This window comes from Pseudomonas putida (assembly GCF_003228315.1).
Classification (GTDB): Bacteria; Pseudomonadota; Gammaproteobacteria; order Pseudomonadales; family Pseudomonadaceae; genus Aquipseudomonas; species Aquipseudomonas putida_S.
Map to the genome: position 1 here is coordinate 4,571,886 of NZ_CP029693.1, position 16,023 is coordinate 4,587,908.

Annotated in this window: 14 protein-coding genes and 1 pseudogene; 12 read left to right on the plus strand and 3 right to left on the minus strand. The window is 61.2% G+C overall.

The genetic code is table 11. The features are described 5' to 3' along the window. Positions 1-115: 115 nt before the first annotated feature. Together DKY63_RS33140 and DKY63_RS33145 are read right to left on the minus strand one after the other, a co-directional pair. Positions 116-880: a methyl-accepting chemotaxis protein gene (locus DKY63_RS33140; RefSeq protein WP_430523163.1), complete on the minus strand. Its 765-nt coding sequence runs from the start codon at positions 878-880 to the stop codon at positions 116-118. Between the two features lie 93 nt (positions 881-973). Next, positions 974-2,059, minus strand: a pseudogene (locus DKY63_RS33145) (HAMP domain-containing protein); the annotation flags it as partial. Positions 2,060-2,289: 230 nt separating this feature from the next. On the opposite strand from DKY63_RS33145, the gene bamE reads away from it, so the two are divergent. Both bamE and DKY63_RS21465 read left to right on the plus strand, forming a co-directional pair. Further along, positions 2,290-2,544 (plus strand): outer membrane protein assembly factor BamE domain-containing protein, encoded by a 255-nt coding sequence (gene bamE / locus DKY63_RS21460; RefSeq protein WP_110965918.1) that lies wholly within the window; start codon positions 2,290-2,292, stop codon positions 2,542-2,544. A 31-nt stretch (positions 2,545-2,575) separates the two neighbouring features. Next, positions 2,576-3,145, plus strand: coding sequence for a lipocalin family protein (locus DKY63_RS21465; RefSeq protein ID WP_110965919.1), 570 nt, complete (start codon positions 2,576-2,578; stop codon positions 3,143-3,145). Between the two features lie 107 nt (positions 3,146-3,252). On the opposite strand, the gene DKY63_RS21470 is transcribed toward DKY63_RS21465, so the two are convergent. Next, positions 3,253-4,617 carry a formimidoylglutamate deiminase gene (locus DKY63_RS21470; RefSeq protein WP_110965920.1) on the minus strand — a complete coding sequence of 455 codons (1,365 nt, stop codon included), beginning with the start codon at positions 4,615-4,617 and terminating at the stop codon, positions 3,253-3,255. 146 nt (positions 4,618-4,763) lie between these two features. Here DKY63_RS21470 and hutC point away from each other — a divergent pair, with 146 nt between their 5' ends. From hutC to hutH (DKY63_RS21520), 10 genes are all read left to right on the plus strand, one after another. Further along, on the plus strand, positions 4,764-5,474 hold the full coding sequence (gene hutC / locus DKY63_RS21475; protein ID WP_173677901.1) for a histidine utilization repressor: 711 nt from the start codon (positions 4,764-4,766) through the stop codon (positions 5,472-5,474). Beyond that, positions 5,471-6,040 carry a HutD/Ves family protein gene (locus DKY63_RS21480; protein ID WP_110965921.1) on the plus strand — a complete coding sequence of 190 codons (570 nt, stop codon included), beginning with the start codon at positions 5,471-5,473 and terminating at the stop codon, positions 6,038-6,040. The genes hutC and DKY63_RS21480 overlap by 4 nt, the downstream gene beginning before the upstream one ends. Positions 6,041-6,061: 21 nt before the next feature. Next, entirely contained in the window at positions 6,062-6,223 is a 162-nt protein-coding gene (locus DKY63_RS32200) for a hypothetical protein (RefSeq protein ID WP_162634916.1), read from the plus strand. A gap of 282 nt (positions 6,224-6,505) precedes the next feature. Continuing rightward, positions 6,506-8,188, plus strand: a complete 1,683-nt coding sequence (hutU, locus tag DKY63_RS21490) for a urocanate hydratase (RefSeq protein WP_110965923.1) — start codon at positions 6,506-6,508, stop codon at positions 8,186-8,188. A gap of 144 nt (positions 8,189-8,332) precedes the next feature. Then, positions 8,333-9,805, plus strand: coding sequence for a purine-cytosine permease family protein (locus DKY63_RS21495; RefSeq protein WP_110965924.1), 1,473 nt, complete (start codon positions 8,333-8,335; stop codon positions 9,803-9,805). A 69-nt stretch (positions 9,806-9,874) separates the two neighbouring features. Further along, positions 9,875-10,843, plus strand: a complete 969-nt coding sequence (locus DKY63_RS21500; protein WP_110965925.1) for an ABC transporter substrate-binding protein — start codon at positions 9,875-9,877, stop codon at positions 10,841-10,843. Positions 10,844-10,914: 71 nt separating this feature from the next. Beyond that, complete coding sequence (locus DKY63_RS21505; RefSeq protein WP_110965926.1) at positions 10,915-11,766, plus strand: ABC transporter permease; 852 nt, start codon at positions 10,915-10,917, stop codon at positions 11,764-11,766. After that, entirely contained in the window at positions 11,763-12,593 is an 831-nt protein-coding gene (locus DKY63_RS21510; RefSeq protein ID WP_110965927.1) for a quaternary amine ABC transporter ATP-binding protein, read from the plus strand. The genes DKY63_RS21505 and DKY63_RS21510 overlap by 4 nt, the downstream gene beginning before the upstream one ends. 161 nt (positions 12,594-12,754) lie before the next feature. Then, the gene (gene hutH, locus DKY63_RS21515) at positions 12,755-14,278 is read left to right on the plus strand and encodes a histidine ammonia-lyase (protein ID WP_110965928.1); all 1,524 of its coding nucleotides are present in this window, start codon (positions 12,755-12,757) and stop codon (positions 14,276-14,278) included. 115 nt (positions 14,279-14,393) lie between these two features. After that, a complete protein-coding gene (gene hutH, locus DKY63_RS21520) occupies positions 14,394-15,926 on the plus strand; it encodes a histidine ammonia-lyase (protein ID WP_110965929.1) in 1,533 nt (510 codons plus the stop codon). Positions 15,927-16,023 lie beyond the last annotated feature (97 nt).

The window sequence follows — 16,023 nt, forward strand, 5'->3', positions numbered from 1 at the left end:
CTTTATTGCGGCTGATACCGCCATCGCGAGCAGGCTCGCTCCCACAGTGGATCTGCGTCGTTCACAAATCCATTGTGGGAGCGAGCCTGCTCGCGATGGGGCCGGTGAGGGCGCGTTAGATTCGGAAGCTACCCACCAGATGCTTCAACCGCGCCGCCTGCTGCTCCAGATCGGCGCACGCGCGCAAGGTCGCCTGCAGGTTCTCCACACCTTCCTGATTCAGCGTGTTGATTTCGGTGATGTCGACGTTGATCGACTCCACCACCGCTGTCTGCTCTTCGGTGGCGGTCGCTACGGATTGGTTCATGCCGTCGATTTCGCCGATGCGCTGGGTCACGCTGCCCAGGCGTTCGCCGGCCTGGTTGGCGATGCCGACGCTGCTCTCGCTCTGGCGCTGGCTGTCGGTCATGGTGCTGACCGCTTCGCGGGCGCCCACTTGCAGCTCTTCGATCATTTTCTGCACTTGCTGCGCCGAATCCTGGGTGCGGTGGGCGAGGTTGCGCACTTCATCGGCGACCACCGCAAAACCGCGCCCGGCTTCACCGGCACGAGCTGCTTCGATGGCGGCGTTCAAGGCCAGCAGGTTGGTTTGCTGGGAGATGCTGGTGATCACTTCCAGGATCTGCCCGATGTTGACGGTGTTGCTGTTGAGCGTCTCGATGTTGCCGCAGGAATCGCTGATCTTCGCCGACAGCTGATGCATCGCCGAGATGGTTTTATCCACCACCTGCTGGCCTTCCTCGGCCAGGGAGCGGGCATCGCTCGAATGCTGGGAGGCGAGGGCGGCGTTCTGCGCGATTTCCTGGGCGGCGGCGCCGAGCTGATTGATCGCTGCGGCAACGCTGCTGGTGCGCGAAGCCTGCTGGTCGGAGTTGAACATCGACGAGTTGGAAGCCGCCACCACGCGCAGCGCCACTTCGTTGACTTGCCCGGTGGCCGAGGACACTTCGCTGATGGAGGTGTGGATACGCTCGACGAAACGGTTGAACGACAACCCCAGCGCGCCGAATTCGTCGTGACCGTGAATGGTCAGGCGCTTGGTCAAGTCACCTTCGCCTTCGGCGATGTCATGCATGGCGCGACCCATGGCCAGCAAAGGCTGCATCAGGAAGCTGATCAACATGCCCAGCAGCGCGATGATGATCACCACCGCGATCACCATGGCAACGATCGCCGAAGTGCGGAACTCACTGAGCATCGAGAAGGCGGTTTGCTGATCGAGCACCAGCGCCACATACCAGTCCGCCGAAGGCACGCCGTTGACGTGGGTGAAGGAGATGAACTGGCGCTTGCCGTCGATCTCGACTTCCTTCATGCCCGGGCTGACTTTCGGGGTGTCGTTCGGGTAAGCCTCGGCCAGGCTCTTGAGCACCAGCTTGCTGTCCGGGTGGATCAGGATTTTGCCGTCGGCACCGACGATGAAGGCGTGGCCGTGGCCGCCAAAGTTCAGCGAGTTGATGATCGCGCTGACGCTGGACAGGTCGATGTCCGCGCCGGCGACGCCAATCATCTGGCCCTGCTGTTTCACCGGCGTGGCGACGGTGATTACCAGTTTTCCGGAAGACGCCGCGACGTAGGGTTCGGTGACGATGGTCTGCTGTGCGCTGTTGGCCGTCTTGTACCAGCCACGGGCGCGCGGGTCGTAATCCGCTTCGCGGTTGCCCGCCGGGATCGAGAACATCACGCCGTCGGTGCCGCCGAAGTAGCTCAGCTGGAAGTTGCCGGTGTAGGCGGGCAGGTCGATGGCACGCTTCAGGCTCGCCGGGGCACTGCCGTCCACGGCGATTTGCTGGGACAGCGATTGCAGCAACTGGATGCGGCTTTCAAGCCAGGTCTGGATGTTGCTGGTGGTCAGGCTGCCGAGTTCCTGCATCGACGCTTCAGTGCTGTTGCGCAACGTCTGGCGTTGACGATAGTCGTTGAACAGGATGAAACAGGCGAATGCAACGGCCACCACGAGGGCGGCAGCCAACAGGATCTTGTGGCTGAACTTCATGTTTCTGGTCATTAAATGATCTACCGCAGAAAGACTCGTCGACAAAGGGGGCAATTGCCACATCCTTGAGCCATTGCGTTGCCTTGCATGTCGGCTGACCGGCGCCAAAGATTAGTCGTTTTTAGATAAAAACGACGAAATGCGCGACAGCTTCACAAAGTGGTTGATTTCTCGGCGCAAGGAGACGAATGGCCCCATAAATAGGCGCTCGGCGAGGGAACCAGAACGGTGTTTGCTCTTCTAAGGATCTGCTTGGCTGTCATGCCAACCCCCTTCGCCCCCGGAGTTACACAATGTCCCTGCGATCCATCGCCTTGCTTTCGTTCTGCGTGTTGTTGGCTGCGTGCAGCAAGGTCAATCAGGAAAACTACTCGAAGCTCGAATCTGGAATGACCAAGGCCGAGGTTGAAACCTTGCTGGGCAAACCGGCCGACTGTTCGGGCGCGCTCGGCATGTCCAGTTGCACCTGGGGCGACAAGAACAGCTTTATCAGCGTGCAGTATGCCGGTGACAAAGTGCTGATGTTTTCCGGCCAAGGCCTGAAGTAAACCGGGGCGGTACGCCCACGGGAGAAAAACAATGAAGCAGTTATTGATCACGCTTTTTGCCTGCCTGGTATTGGCCGGCTGTGCCACTTCTGGCCAGGATCCGTTGGCCCCCAAGACGGCCCACAGCGTGAACCTCAAGCGTTACCAGGGCACCTGGTACGAATTGGCGCGTCTGCCGATGTACTTCCAGCGCGACTGCGCGCAATCCGAAGCCCATTACACGCTCAAGCCTGACGGCAACATGGCGGTGCTGAATCGCTGCCTGACGCCGCAGTGGGAGTGGGAAGAGGTCAAGGGCACGGCGACTCCGCAGGTGCCGGGCAAGACCGACAAGTTGTGGGTCGAATTCGATACCTGGTTCTCGCGCCTGATACCGGGTTCGGCGAAGGGCGAATACTGGGTGTTGTACGTCAGCGATGACTACAAGACCGCCATCGTCGGCGACCCGAGCCGTCGTTATCTGTGGCTGTTGTCGCGCACGCCGACCGTCAACGGTGTGGTGCGTGAAGAGTTGCTGAGCAAGGCGCGTCAGCAGGGTTACGACACCACGCGGCTGATCTGGCGGGCGTCGGATACGCAGATGGCGAAGACTTCCAACTGATTGCACAAAACCCTGTAGGAGCGAGCCTGCTCGCGATGGAGTGTCAGTGACAGCAATGTGTCTGACACACCATCGCGAGCAGGCTCGCTCCTACAGTTGTTTTTGTGTCAGCCCAGCAAGTCGCGCAGGACCTGGGTGAACGCCCGGCTGCTTTCTTCTTCCCCGGCATGGCGCCCATCGCGCACAACCCACTGGCCATTGACCAGCACGTCACGCACCTGACGATCGCCACCGGCAAACAGCCAGCGATTAAGAATCCCGTCACCACTGGCAGTCGCCAGGTACGGATCGCTGCCGTCCAGCACCAGCCAATCGGCGCGCTTGCCGACTTCCAGGGCACCAATCGACTGCCCCAGTGCCTGGGCACCACCATCCAGCGCGGCATCGAACAGTGTGCGGCCGACCATCGGTTGATCCGCGCCATACAAGCGGTTACGGCGCTGATCGCGCAGGCGTTGGCCATATTCCAGCCAGCGCAGTTCTTCCACCACGCTCAGGGACACATGGCTGTCGGAACCGATACCCATGCGTCCGCCCTGGGCGAGGAAATCCACCGCCGGGAAAATCCCGTCGCCCAGGTTGGCTTCGGTGGTCAGGCACAGGCCGGCGATGGCGCGACTCCTGGCCATCAGCGTGACTTCTTCCGGGTTGGCGTGGGTGGCGTGAACCAGGCACCAGCGTTGATCGACTTCGACGTTTTCGTACAGCCATTGCAGAGGACGGCGGCCGGACCAGGTCAGGCAGTCGTCGACTTCTTTTTGCTGCTCGGCGATGTGAATGTGCACCGGGCACTGCTTGTCGCTGGCCGCCAGCACTTCGCTGATCTGCTGCGGCGTGACCGCGCGCAATGAGTGGAAGCACAGGCCCAGGGATTGCGCCTTCTGCTGAGCCAGCAGCGGTTGCAGGCGTTCTTGCAACTTCAGGTAATTCTCGGTGCTGTTGATGAAGCGGCGCTGACCCTCGTTCGGGGTCTGGCCACCAAAACCGGAATGGCTGTAGAGCACCGGCAGCAGGGTCAGGCCGATACCGGCTGAGCTGGCAGCCTGACTGATGCGCAACGCCAGTTCCGCCGGGTCGGCGTAAGGCTGGCCATTGTTGTCGTGGTGTACGTAATGAAATTCGGCGACCGAGGTGTAACCGGCCTTGAGCATTTCGATGTACAGCTGGCGAGCGATGACGCCCAGTTGCTCCGGGCTGATTTTTCCGACGAGGCGATACATCAAATCGCGCCAGGTCCAGAAACTGTCGTTCGGATTGCCCGCCACTTCTGCCAGTCCGGCCATCACCCGCTGGAAAGCGTGAGAGTGCAGATTCGGCATGCCCGGCAACAGCGGGCCGCTCAGCCGTTCGGCGCCATCTTCATGGGAATCGGCCTGGATATGGGTCAGTACGCCGTCGGCGCTGACCTCAAGACGTACATTGTTGGCCCATCCACTAGGCAGCAGCGCGCGTTCGGCAAAGAAGGCGGACATGGTTCAGCACCCCATCGTGTGTTATTTGTATATACATATACAGACGTTTGCCTGCCCGGTAAACTCCGGCAAGCTAGCAATATTCACTAAACGACCAAGGATTAACTGTGCCGACTCCGCCTCCAGTCTCACCGTTGGCCGCGAACATGGGCGACAGTCCGGCGCCCTTGTACGCTCGCGTCAAACAAATGATCACCCAGCAAATCGACAGCGGTAACTGGCCGCCGCACTACCGCGTTCCGTCGGAAAGTGAGCTGGTCAGCCAGTTGGGCTTCAGCCGCATGACCATCAACCGCGCCCTGCGCGAGATGACCGCCGATGGTCTGTTGGTGCGCATGCAGGGCGTCGGCACCTTCGTCGCCGAGCCGAAAAGCCAGTCAGCGCTGTTTGAAGTACACAACATCGCCGACGAAATCGCCTCCCGCGGCCATCGCCATACCTGCAAGGTCATCACCCTCGAGGAAGAGGCCGCCGGTTCCGAGCGCGCATTGGCGCTGGACATGCGCGAAGGGCAGAAGGTGTTCCACTCGCTGATCGTGCATTTCGAAAACGATATTCCGGTGCAAATCGAAGACCGTTTCGTCAACGCGCTGGTGGCCCCGGATTACCTCAAGCAAGACTTCACCCTGCAAACGCCTTACGCCTACCTGAACCAGGTCGCGCCGCTGACCGAAGGCGAGCACGTGGTCGAGGCGATTCTGGCCGAGTCGTCCGAATGCAAGTTGCTGCAGATTGAAAAGGGCGAGCCGTGCCTGCTGATCCGTCGCCGTACCTGGTCCGGTCGTCAGCCAGTGACTGCTGCTCGTTTGATCCATCCCGGTTCCCGTCATCGTCTGGAAGGTCGGTTCCATAAATGAATGAGTTGAAAGTTCTACGCGCCAAAGACTATCCGCGCATGCCCTGGAAAAACGGCGGTGGCAGCACCGAAGAAATCACCCGCGATGCGGGCGAAGGCCTGGAGGGCTTCGGCTGGCGCCTGTCGATTGCCGACATCGGCGAGTCGGGCGGTTTTTCCACCTTCGCCGGTTACGAGCGGATCATTACCGTGCTGCAAGGCGACGGCATGACCTTGTCGGTGGACGGCAGCGACACGCGGCCACTGTTACCGCTGGACCCGTTTGCCTTCAGTGGCGAGAGCAAGGTGGCCTGCACGCTGCTCGGCGGGCCGATCCGCGATTTCAACCTGATCTATGCGCCGCAGCGTTACAGCGCTCGCTTGCAGTGGCTGGATGGCAAGCAGCGGTTTTTCAGCGAAGCCGGGACTGTGCTGGTGTTCAGCGTCAGTGATGAGCTTGAGGTGAAGGTTGGTAACAGTGCCTCGTCGCTGGGGCGTCATGATTGCCTGCAACTCGAAGGTAACAATGGGTTGCTGGAAGTCTCCAGCAACGCTGCTTGTTGTGTGATCGAGCTGATCGCACGCTGAGACCCTCCTGTAGGAGCGAGCATGCTCGCGAAAAATTCAGATGCGCCGCTGGGCATCTGGTTTCCCGCGTTATCGTTCACCACCATCGCGAGCATGCTCGCTCCTACAGAAGAAACAACGTTTCCCATCGCGCACCAACTTGTTACCGAATGCCCCAGCGTGGCGCAAACCACGCTCAAGTAACATCGCCACCCCCTCTTCAAAAAATCCCCCCGAAAAATTTCATCTTCGCCAGAGCCCTTGATTCAGGCGCTCTCCAGCCCTTTCAGAATTTTTCTTGAATGCTCATCCAACAAGTTGGCCGCTTGATTGCATATGCTTGTATGTACAAGTAAAGACGTATGCGTATAAGTCGATCCGGACGACTCGCAACGTCCACTGATTCGCCTGGAGCGCAACGACGCGCACAGGCTGGCTTACCCACCGCCAGGGTTGGTTTGGATTGAACGCTGAGGAGTCTTTTTCGTGACTGACATTAAACGTACCAAGTTTCGCGATGTTGAAATCCGTGCCGCGCGCGGCAATAAGCTGACCGCCAAAAGCTGGCTGACCGAAGCGCCGCTGCGCATGCTGATGAACAACCTCGACCCTGAAGTGGCCGAGAATCCAAAGGAACTGGTGGTCTACGGCGGTATCGGCCGTGCGGCGCGTAACTGGGAGTGCTACGACAAGATCGTCGAGAGCCTGACCAACCTGAATGACGACGAGACCCTGCTGGTGCAATCCGGCAAGCCGGTCGGCGTGTTCAAGACCCACAGCAACGCCCCGCGCGTACTGATTGCCAACTCCAACCTGGTGCCGCACTGGGCCACCTGGGAGCACTTCAACGAACTGGACGCCAAGGGCCTGGCCATGTACGGCCAGATGACCGCCGGCAGCTGGATCTACATCGGCAGCCAGGGCATCGTCCAGGGCACCTACGAAACCTTCGTCGAAGCCGGTCGCCAGCACTACAACGACAACCTGACCGGCAAGTGGGTCCTGACCGCAGGTCTGGGCGGCATGGGTGGCGCTCAACCTCTGGCCGCGACCCTGGCCGGTGCCTGCTCGCTGAACATCGAATGCCAGCAGATCAGCATCGATTTCCGCCTGAAAACCCGCTATGTCGACGAGCAAGCCAAAGACCTCGACGACGCCCTGGCGCGCATCGCCAAATACACCAAGGAAGGCAAGGCGATCTCCATCGCCCTGTGCGGCAACGCCGCTGAAATCCTTCCGGAACTGGTACGTCGCGGCGTGCGTCCGGACATGGTCACCGACCAGACCAGCGCCCACGACCCACTCAACGGCTACCTGCCAGCCGGCTGGACCTGGGACGAATACCGCGCTCGCGCCAAGACCGAGCCAGCTGCCGTGGTGAAAGCCGCCAAGCAATCGATGGCCGTGCACGTCAAAGCCATGCTCGACTTCCAGAAAATGGGCGTGCCGACCTTCGACTACGGCAACAACATCCGTCAGATGGCCCAGGAAGAGGGCGTGGAAAACGCTTTCGACTTCCCGGGCTTCGTACCGGCCTACATCCGTCCGCTGTTCTGCCGTGGCATCGGCCCGTTCCGTTGGGCGGCACTGTCGGGCAACGCTGAAGACATCTACAAGACCGACGCGAAAGTAAAAGAACTGATCCCGGACGACGCCCACCTGCACAACTGGCTGGACATGGCGCGCGAGCGCATCAGCTTCCAGGGCCTGCCGGCGCGTATCTGCTGGGTCGGCCTGGGCCTGCGCGCCAAGCTGGGTCTGGCGTTCAACGAAATGGTGCGCAGCGGCGAGCTGTCGGCACCGATCGTGATCGGTCGCGACCACCTGGACTCCGGTTCGGTATCGAGCCCGAACCGCGAAACCGAATCGATGCAGGACGGTTCTGACGCCGTGTCCGACTGGCCATTGCTCAACGCCCTGCTCAACACCGCGAGCGGCGCGACCTGGGTCTCCCTGCACCACGGCGGTGGCGTTGGCATGGGCTTCTCCCAGCACTCGGGCATGGTGATCGTCTGCGACGGTACTGACGAGGCGGCCGAGCGTATCGCCCGCGTACTGCACAACGACCCGGCCACTGGCGTGATGCGTCACGCCGATGCCGGTTACCAGATCGCCATCGACTGCGCCAAGGAGCAAGGGCTGAACCTGCCGATGATTACTGGCAAGTAATGCTTGCCCTGTAGGAGCAAAGCTTGCTCGCGATAGCGATGTATAAGCCAGCGAAGATGTTGAATTTACTGGCCTCATCGCGAGCAAGCTCAGCTCCTACAGGGATTGAACCAACCCACAATAACAATCCACAGAGGTTGAACCATGGCTGTTAACAGCGAACGTGCAGGCAACAAACCGTTGATCGAGAAACGCTCGATCGACTACATCCCGGAAGCGGAAAGACACGGTCGTCTGTTCAGCCAATTCACCCTGTGGATGGGTGCCAACCTGCAAATCACCGCAATTGTCACCGGGGCCCTGGCCGTGGTGCTGGGCGGTGATGTGTTCTGGTCGTTGATCGGTCTGTTGATCGGTCAACTGCTCGGCGGCGGGGTGATGGCGCTGCACGCGGCGCAAGGGCCAAAGCTTGGCCTGCCGCAAATGATTTCCAGCCGGGTGCAGTTCGGCGTTTACGGCGCGGCGATCCCGATCGTGCTGGTCTGCCTGATGTACCTGGGCTTTACCGCAACCGGTACCGTGCTGTCCGGTCAGGCCCTGGGCCAGTTGTTTGGTGTCAGTGACACGGTCGGCATCCTGATTTTCGCCAGTGTCATCGTGCTGGTCACGGTGCTGGGCTATCGGGTGATTCACTGGATTGGCCGTGTCGCCAGCATCATTGGTGTCATTGCCTTCGTTTATCTGTTCAGCCGTCTGATGAGCCAGACCGACGTTGGCGCGCTGCTGCAAATCCGCAATTTCAGCTGGAGCAGCTTCCTGCTGGCGGTGTCGCTCGCGGCGTCCTGGCAGATCGCCTTCGGCCCTTACGTGGCTGACTATTCGCGCTATCTGCCGAGCAAGACGTCTTCGGTGAAAACCTTTTTCGCCGCGGGCGCAGGTTCGGTGATCGGCGCACAGGTGGCGATGATCCTCGGTGTGTTTGCCGCCGCTTCCGCCAATGGCCAATACGCCGGCCATGAAGTGGCCTACATCGTCGGTTTCGCCGGCAGTGGTGCCACCGCCGCGCTGCTGTACTTCAGCATCGCGTTCGGCAAGGTGACCATTTCCACGCTTAACTCCTACGGCAGCTTCATGTGCATCGCGACCATCATCAGCGGCTTCCGTGGTGACCTGAAGGTCTCGCGCTTGCAGCGTCTGGTGTGGGTGCTGGTGATCGTCGGTGCCGCGACCCTGATGGCCTTGCTCGGCCAGCACTCGTTCCTCGGTGCGTTCAAGTCCTTCATCCTGTTCCTGCTGGCGTTCTTCACGCCATGGAGCGCGATCAACCTGGTGGACTACTACTGCATCACCCGCGAGCGCTATGACGTACCGGCGCTGGCTGATCCGAACGGTCGCTACGGTCGTTGGAACATCCTGGGTATCAGCGTCTATGTGTTCGGTGTGCTGGTGCAGCTGCCGTTCATCTCGACCAAGTTCTATACCGGTCCGCTGGTGGCATCCCTGGGTGACGTGGATATTTCCTGGATCATCGGTCTGGTGATTCCTGCAGCCTTGTATTACGTGTGCGCAAAAAAATGGCATGGCACAGTGCCCGATCGCCTGATTCTGCCGGTCGAGCAGGACAGCGTTGTACAACCTAAAACAAACGGGACCGGGCGCGCTGCGGCGCAGGCCTGATTGGACGTAGACAGGGCTGGATGCCTCTTGACTGCCGTAAGCCAATTCATGATTAGGAGCGTCACAACAATGAAATCGAACAAGACCCTGCTGACCACATTGCTTTCCATGGGCCTGCTGGCCAGCGCCGGCGCCACTCAGGCGGCGGGCTGGTGCGAGTCGGGCAAACCGGTGAAATTCGCCGGCCTGAACTGGGAAAGCGCCATGTTGCTGACCGACGTGCTGCAAGTCGTGTTGGAAAAAGGCTACGACTGCAAGACCGACAGCCTGCCGGGCAACTCCATCGCCATGGAAAACGCCCTGAGCAGCAACGACATCCAGGTGTTTGCCGAGGAATGGGTTGGCCGCAGCGAGGTCTGGAACAAGGCCGAGAAGGCCGGCAAGGTCGTCGGTGTCGGCGCCCCTGTGGTGGGTGCGATCGAAGGTTGGTACGTGCCGCGCTACGTGATCGAAGGCGACGCCAAGCGCAAGCTGGAAGCCAAGGCCCCGGACCTGAAAAACATCGCCGACCTGGGCAAGTACTCCGCCTTGTTCAAGGACCCGGAAGAGCCAGCCAAGGGCCGTTTCTACAACTGCCCGGCCGGCTGGACCTGTGAGCTGGACAACAGCGAAATGCTGAAAAGCTACGGCCTGGAAAACAGCTACACCAACTTCCGCCCAGGCACCGGCCCGGCACTGGATGCCGCCGTGCTGTCGAGCTACAAGCGTGGCGAGCCGATCCTGTTCTACTACTGGTCGCCAACGCCGCTGATGGGCCTGGTTGACGCGGTGAAACTCGAAGAGAAGCCGGGCGTGAACAAGAGCGTGACCATCAAGGTCGGCCTGTCCAAGACTTTCCACGACGAAGCGCCGGAACTGGTGACCGTGTTCGAAAAGGTCAACCTGCCGATCGACCTGCTGAACCAGAACCTGGGACGCATGAGCAAGGAGCGTATCGAGTCGCCAAAACTGGCGAAGATCTTCCTGAAGGAACATCCTGAAGTCTGGCACGCATGGGTGAGCGAAGACGCAGCCAAAAAGATCGACGCGGCCTTGTAGGTTGAGCTTTGCCGGCTGCCGGGAACGGCAGCCGGATGCTTGATCGCAACCCCTTGATTGAGAGTCTCTTTATGTTTCCCGAAAGCTTTACTTTTTCCATCGCCGACTGGGTCAACGGTTGGGTCGATTCGCTGGTTACCAACTACGGCGACGTGTTCCGCCACATCTCCGACACCCTGTTGTGGGCCATCGTCAATCTTGAAGGCCTGCTGCGTGCAGCGCCGTGGTGGCTGATGCTGGCGATCGTGGCGGGCGTTGCCTGGCACGCGACCCGCAAAGTGGCGACCACCGCGGTCATCGTCGGCTTGCTGTTCCTGGTGGGCGCGGTTGGCCTCTGGGACAAGCTGATGCAAACCCTGGCGCTGATGCTGGTGGCGACGATCATCTCGGTGCTGATCGGCGTGCCGCTGGGCATCCTGTCGGCGCGCAGCAATCGCCTGCGTTCGATCTTGATGCCGCTGCTGGACATCATGCAGACCATGCCGAGCTTCGTGTACCTGATCCCGGTGCTGATGCTGTTCGGCCTGGGCAAGGTCCCGGCGATTTTCGCCACCGTGATCTACGCCGCACCGCCGCTGATCCGCCTGACCGACCTGGGTATTCGTCAGGTCGACGGTGAAGTGATGGAAGCGATCAACGCCTTCGGTGCCAACCGCTGGCAGCAACTGTTCGGCGTGCAATTGCCGCTGGCCCTGCCGAGCATCATGGCCGGGATCAACCAGACCACTATGATGGCCCTGTCGATGGTGGTGATCGCCTCGATGATCGGTGCCCGTGGCTTGGGTGAAGACGTACTGGTGGGGATTCAGACCCTCAACGTCGGTCGTGGCCTGGAAGCGGGTCTGGCGATCGTGATTCTGGCAGTGGTGATCGACCGCATTACACAGGCGTACGGTCGCGCACGGCATGAGGTGAGCAAATGAGCAACGCAACCGTAAGCAAGATTGAAGTCAAAAACGTCTTCAAGATTTTCGGCAACCGTTCCAAGGAAGCGCTGGCCCTGGTGGGCCAGGGCAAGACCAAGGATCAGGTGCTGTCCGAGACCGGCTGCGTGGTCGGCGTGAACGACCTGTCGCTGAGCATCGGCAGCGGCGAGATCTTCGTGATCATGGGCCTGTCCGGTTCCGGCAAATCCACCCTGGTGCGCCACTTCAACCGCCTGATCGACCCGACCAGCGGCGCAATCCTGGTGGACGGCGTGGACATCCTGCAATACGACATGGAAGCCCTGCGCGAATTCCGCCGTCGCAAGATCAGCATGGTGTTCCAGAGCTTCGGCCTGTTGCCGCACAAGAGCGTGCTGGACAACGTCGCCTACGGCTTGAAAATCCGTGGCGAAAGCAAAGCCATGTGCAACGAGCGTGCGCTGCACTGGATCAACACCGTGGGCCTCAAGGGCTACGAAAACAAATACCCGCACCAGCTCTCCGGCGGCATGCGTCAACGTGTGGGCCTGGCCCGCGCCCTGGCGGCGGACACCGACATCATCCTGATGGACGAAGCCTTCAGCGCCCTCGATCCGCTGATTCGCGCGGAAATGCAGGACCAGTTGCTGGAGCTGCAAAAGACCCTGCACAAGACCATCGTCTTCATCACCCACGACCTCGACGAGGCCGTGCGCATCGGCAACCGCATCGCGATCCTCAAGGACGGCCGCCTGATCCAGGTCGGCACGCCGAAAGAGATCCTGCATTCGCCGGCGGATGAGTATGTCGACCGGTTCGTGCAGCGCAGGGCGGCGGTGGTTTAAGAAATTTGCAGTGATTGGGCGGGCCCCATCGCGGGCAAGCCCGCTCCCACAGGGATAGGCGTTGTGACACAGATTGTGGGCACACCTCGGAACCTGTGGGAGCGGGCTTGCCCGCGATGAGGCCGGTAGAGCTGCATCAATATTCAGGTATGAGGTTGAAGATGTCCCAGGCTGAAAAAATCGTTATCGCCGATGCCCCGTTGCGTTGGCAGGATGTGGTTGCGGTAGCCCGCCATGGCGCACAGCTGGAGCTGTCGGCGCAGGCCTGGGCACGGATCGAGAACGCGCAGGCCATCGTCCAGCGCATCGTCACCAGCGGCGAACGCGCCTATGGCGTAAACACCGGCCTGGGCGCGCTGTGCAACGTCTCGCTCAAGGACGAACAACTCAGCCAGTTGTCGCGCAACACGCTGCTCAGCCATGCCTGTGGCGTCGGCGCACCGCTGACCAACGAGCAGACCCGCGCGATCATGTGCGCGGGCATCCTCAACTTCAGCCAGGGCAAATCCGGTGTTCATCGCCGGGTGGTCGAAGCCTTGCTGGCGCTGCTCAACAAGGGCATCACCCCGCAAGTGCCGTCCCAGGGTTCGGTCGGTTACCTGACCCACATGGCCCACATCAGCATCACCTTGCTGGGTGTCGGCAACGTCAGCTATCGCGGGCAAATCGTCGCCGCGCAACAGGCCCTGGCCGAAGAAGGCCTGCAGCCGGTTCAGCTCGGCGCCAAGGACGGGCTGTGCCTGGTCAACGGCACGCCGTGCATGACCGGCCTGAGCGCCCTGGCCATTGCCGACGCCACCCGTCTGCTGCAGTGGGCCGACGTGATCAGTGCCATGAGCTTCGAGGCCCAGCGCGGGCAGATCGCTGCGTTCGATGCCGAGATCATCGCGCTCAAGCCGCATCCGGGTATGCAGCAGGTCGGCATCAACCTGCGGGCGCTGCTCGACGGCAGTGAAGTGATCGCCCAGAGCAAAGGCATTCGGACCCAGGACGCCCTGAGCATCCGCTCGATTCCGCAGGTGCACGGCGCCGCTCGCGATCAGCTGGAGCATGCGATCAAGCAAGTTGAAATCGAACTCAATGGCTGCACCGACAACCCGTTGCTGCTGGGCACGCCGGACAACTTCCGCGTCATGTCCCAGGCCAACCCGCACGGCCAATCGGTGGCGATGGCGGCGGATCTGCTGGCCATTGCCATGGCGGAAATCGGCTCCATCGCCGAGCGTCGCCTGGATCGTCTGATCAACCCGCACGTCAGCGGTCTGCCAGCCTTCCTGGTGGCCAACCCGGGGGTAAACTCGGGAATGATGATCGTGCAGTACGTCGCCGCATCGCTATGCGCGGAGAACCGTCAGCTGGCGCAACCGGCGGTGCTCGACAACTACGTGACCTCGGGCCTGCAGGAAGATCACCTGAGCATGGGCACCAACGCTGCGCTGAAGCTGCACCGCGCGCTGGAAAACTGCACGCAGATCCTCGCCATCGAGTACCTGCTGGCGGCCCAGGCCTTCGAATTCCTCAAGGAACAACGTTTCGGCGCCGGCACGGATGCAGCGTGGCGCCTGCTGCGCGAACGCGTACCGGCCTACGATCAGGACCGCTGGCTGGCGCCGGACATCGCCGCAGCAGCGGGCGTATTGAAAGACTCGGCCTTGCTGCAAAAGGCCTTGCCGAATCTGCACTGATTTTCCCGACACCAGCGTGCCAAGGCGCCAGCCCGCTCAAAAGGCGGGCAGCGACGGACAACGGAGATCTCCGGAGCGTCTGGTCAAGCATGACAACTCTCACAAGGAGCCAAAAATGACTGCGCTAAACCTGATTCCCGGCCAACTGAGCCTTGCCCAGCTGCGTGACGTCTATCAACAGCCGGTGAAACTGACCCTCGACAACAGTGCTTCGGCGCAGATCGAAGCCAGCGTCGCTTGCGTGGAACAGATCCTCGCTGAAAACCGCACCGCCTACGGCATCAACACCGGTTTCGGCCTGCTGGCCTCCACTCGTATTGCCAGCGCGGACCTGGAAAACCTCCAGCGTTCGCTGGTGCTGTCTCACGCCGCCGGCGTCGGCGAGCCGATCAGTGACGCGTTGTGCCGCCTGATCATGGTGCTCAAGGTCAACAGCCTGAGCCGTGGTTTCTCCGGTATTCGTCGCGTGGTGATCGATGCACTGATCGCCCTGATCAACGCCGAGGTGTACCCGCACATCCCGTTGAAAGGTTCGGTGGGCGCGTCGGGCGATCTGGCGCCACTGGCGCACATGTCGCTGGTGCTGCTGGGCGAAGGCAAGGCCCGCTACAAGGGTGAGTGGATGGAAGCCACCGAAGCGCTGAAAGTCGCCGGTCTGACCCCGCTGACCCTGGCGGCGAAAGAAGGGCTGGCGCTGCTCAACGGCACCCAGGTGTCCACCGCATTCGCCCTGCGCGGCCTGTTCGAAGGCGAAGACCTGTTCGCCGGCGCATTAACGTTGGGTGGCCTGACTGTCGAGGCCGTACTGGGCTCGCGCTCGCCATTCGATGCGCGCATCCACGCCGCCCGTGGCCAGAAAGGCCAGATCGACGCCGCTGCCGCTTACCGCGATCTGCTGGGCGAGCGCAGTGAAGTCTCCGATTCCCATGAAAACTGCGAGAAGGTGCAGGACCCGTATTCCCTGCGTTGCCAGCCGCAAGTCATGGGTGCCTGCCTGACCCAGTTCCGCCACGCTGCCGATGTACTGGTGATCGAAGCCAACGCCGTGTCCGACAACCCGCTGGTGTTCGCCGCTGAAGGCGATGTGATTTCCGGCGGTAACTTCCACGCCGAGCCGGTGGCCATGGCCGCCGACAACATGGCACTGGCCATCGCCGAAATCGGCTCCCTGAGCGAGCGTCGCATCTCGCTGATGATGGACAAGCACATGTCGCAACTGCCGCCGTTCCTGGTGGCCAACGGTGGCGTGAACTCCGGCTTCATGATCGCCCAGGTCACCGCCGCGGCGCTGGCCAGCGAGAACAAGGCGCTGTCCCACCCGCATTCGGTGGACAGCCTGCCGACCTCCGCCAACCAGGAAGACCACGTGTCCATGGCCCCGGCTGCCGGCAAGCGCCTGTGGGAAATGGCCGAGAACACCCGAGGCATTCTCGCGGTGGAATGGCTGGCGGCCGTTCAGGGCCTGGATCTGCGCAATGGTCTGAAGACCTCGCCGAAGCTGGAAACGGCGCGGGCGATTCTGCGCAAGGAAGTGCCGTTTTATGAGAAGGACCGTTTTTTTGCACCGGACATCAATGTGGCGACTGAACTGCTGGCGTCGCGGTGCCTGACCGAACTGGTCACGGCGAAGTTGCTGCCGAGCCTGTGATGGACCCTTCGCGAGCAGGCTCGCTCCCACATTGGAATGCGTAACCCCTGTGGGAGCGAGCCTGCTCGCGAATCGATTTTGAACATTGTGGAGAACA